Raw genomic sequence first — 2,079 nt, 5'->3', positions numbered from 1 at the left:
GGCGCTGGGCGTGGTGCTGCTGCCGCAGCTCTCGCGGGCGCAGGCCGGGGGCGACACGAAGCAGTTTTCGGCCCTGCTGGATTGGGGGCTGCGCCTGGTGGTGATGCTGGCGCTGCCGTGCGCCGTGGCGCTGCTCGTCTTTCCGACACCGCTGGTGGCGGTGCTCTACCACTACGGGGCCTTTCAGGATGCCGACGTCGCGCAGACGGTGCGGGCGTTGATGGGGTATGGCGTGGGCCTGATGGGCCTGGTGTCGATCAAGATCCTGGCGCCGGGCTTTTACGCCGCGCAGGACATCCGCACGCCGGTGCGCATCGGCATCGCGGTGCTGGTGCTCACGCAGGTGCTCAACGTGGTTTTCGTGCCGATGTTCCAGCAAGCTGGCCTGGCCTTGTCCATCGGCCTGGCTTCGCTGGTCAACGCGGCCTGGCTGTTGCGCGGGCTCAAGAAGTCCGGGCGCTACGACCCGGCGCCTGGCTGGCTGGGCTTTGCCCTGCGGGTGGTGCTGGCCACCGCGCTGCTGGGCGTGGGCATGTGGTGGGCCGCCACGCACATCGACTGGATCGGGCTGCGTGCCCAGCCCTTCGTGCGCATCGGCCTGCTGGCGGCCTGCCTGGTGGCGGCGGCGGTCGCGTACTTCGGTGTGCTGGCCGCCACCGGTTTGAAGCTCAAGCAGATGTTGCGCCGGTGACATGGTGCTGGTGACGTGGCGCCGGTGGTGCGCCGAGGCTGAGGCTGCCCATGCGCGAACCGGCTGTTGTCACAAGGCCCTGGCGATGTGTGTGCGGTCGTGACAGTTGTCGAGCCGGGGCAGCCTTCCCCGGGAGGCGCGGCTTGCGCATGGCGAGACATCGCAGCATGTCGTTACAGGCTGCCGGGGGGCGTTCCTAGGATCGCGGCTTCGTTTCCAACCCGGAGAGAAGATCCCATGAACGCTCAACACACCGCTCAACGCTTTGCCCTGCGCACCGGCGCCGCCCTGGCCCTGATCGCCTGCTCGCTGTCTGCCCATGCGGGCCAAAAGGTCTGTGTCTTCGACATCGTCGGCGCCACCGGTGACGCCTACAACATGGCCAAGGACTACGCCCTGGCCATGCAGAAGGAGGGCGCCAGCCTGGAGCTCAAGGCCTACAACAACGAAGCCACGGCCACGGCCGACTTCCGCTCGGGCCAGTGCGACGCGCTGATGGCCACGGCCTTCCGCACCCGTGAGTTCAACGGTGTGGCCGCTTCCATCGACACCCTGGGCGCGACCACCGTGATCCGTGACGGCAAGATCGACATGCCCGCCAGCTACGACGTGGTGCGCAAGGTCGTGCAAACCTTCGCTGCGCCCCAAGCCGCCAGCCTGATGACCCAGGGCAGCACGGAAGTCGGCGGGATCTTCCCGTTCGGCGCGGCCTACCCCATGGTGCGCGACCGCAGCGTCAACACCGTCGAGGCCCTGGCCGGCAAGAAGATCGCCGCCTTCGACCACGACAAGGCCCAGTCGTTGATGATTCAGCGCATCAAGGCTCAGCCGGTGTCGGCCGACATCAACAACTTCGCCAGCCAGTTCAACGCCGGTGCGCTCGACATGATCGCCGCACCCACGCTGGCCTACAAGCCGCTTGAACTGAACAAGGGGCTGGGCGCCAAGGGCGGCATCGCGCGCTTCCCGCTGATGATCCTGACCTACCAGGTGGTGCTCAACCCCGCCAAGTTCCCGGCCGGCTTCGGCGAGAAGTCGCGCGGCTACTGGGCCGGTCAGTTCGACCGCGCCATGGCCCTGATCGGCAACGCCGACGCCAGCATCCCCGGCAGCGCCTGGATCGACCTGAGCGCCGACCAGACCCGCCAGTACAACACCATGCTGCAGGAGTCGCGCCTGGCCATCCTGGGCCAGGGCGTGTACGACAAGCGCGGCCTGTCGGTGATCAAGAAGGTGCGTTGCTCGGTCAACCCGGCTGAAGCCGAGTGCAAGTCGGCCAACGAAGAAGGCTGACCAACCAGGACTGCGTGCAAGCCGGCGTGGCCTGCACGGGTTCGGCCCGCATGAGGCGGGTTCAGAGTTCGCGCACCCGGTCGATCGCTTCTTCA

Annotated in this window: 2 protein-coding genes; both read left to right on the top strand. The window is 67.5% G+C overall.

What is annotated here, in order from left to right; all coding sequences use genetic code 11:
• Window positions 1-691 (top strand): murein biosynthesis integral membrane protein MurJ (murJ, locus tag B2W70_RS04310; RefSeq protein ID WP_286743207.1); only part of this gene is annotated, 691 nt, incomplete at its 5' end.
• Between the two features lie 237 nt (window positions 692-928).
• Window positions 929-1,984, top strand: coding sequence for a putative solute-binding protein (locus B2W70_RS04305; RefSeq protein WP_286743205.1), 1,056 nt, complete (start codon window positions 929-931; stop codon window positions 1,982-1,984).
• Window positions 1,985-2,079: the final 95 nt, after the last annotated feature.

Origin of the sequence: Aquabacterium sp. UBA2148, from assembly GCF_002328915.1 — a bacterium.
Classification (GTDB): Bacteria; Pseudomonadota; Gammaproteobacteria; order Burkholderiales; family Burkholderiaceae_C; genus Aquabacterium; species Aquabacterium parvum.
Note: the sequence above shows the minus strand (reverse complement) of the source record. Positions and strands in the feature narration are given on the sequence as shown.

Coding starts and splice junctions, on each gene's coding strand:
- B2W70_RS04305 (WP_286743205.1), top strand. CDS start 929: ATGAACGCTCAACACACCGCTCAACGCTTTGCCCTGCGCACCGGCGCC.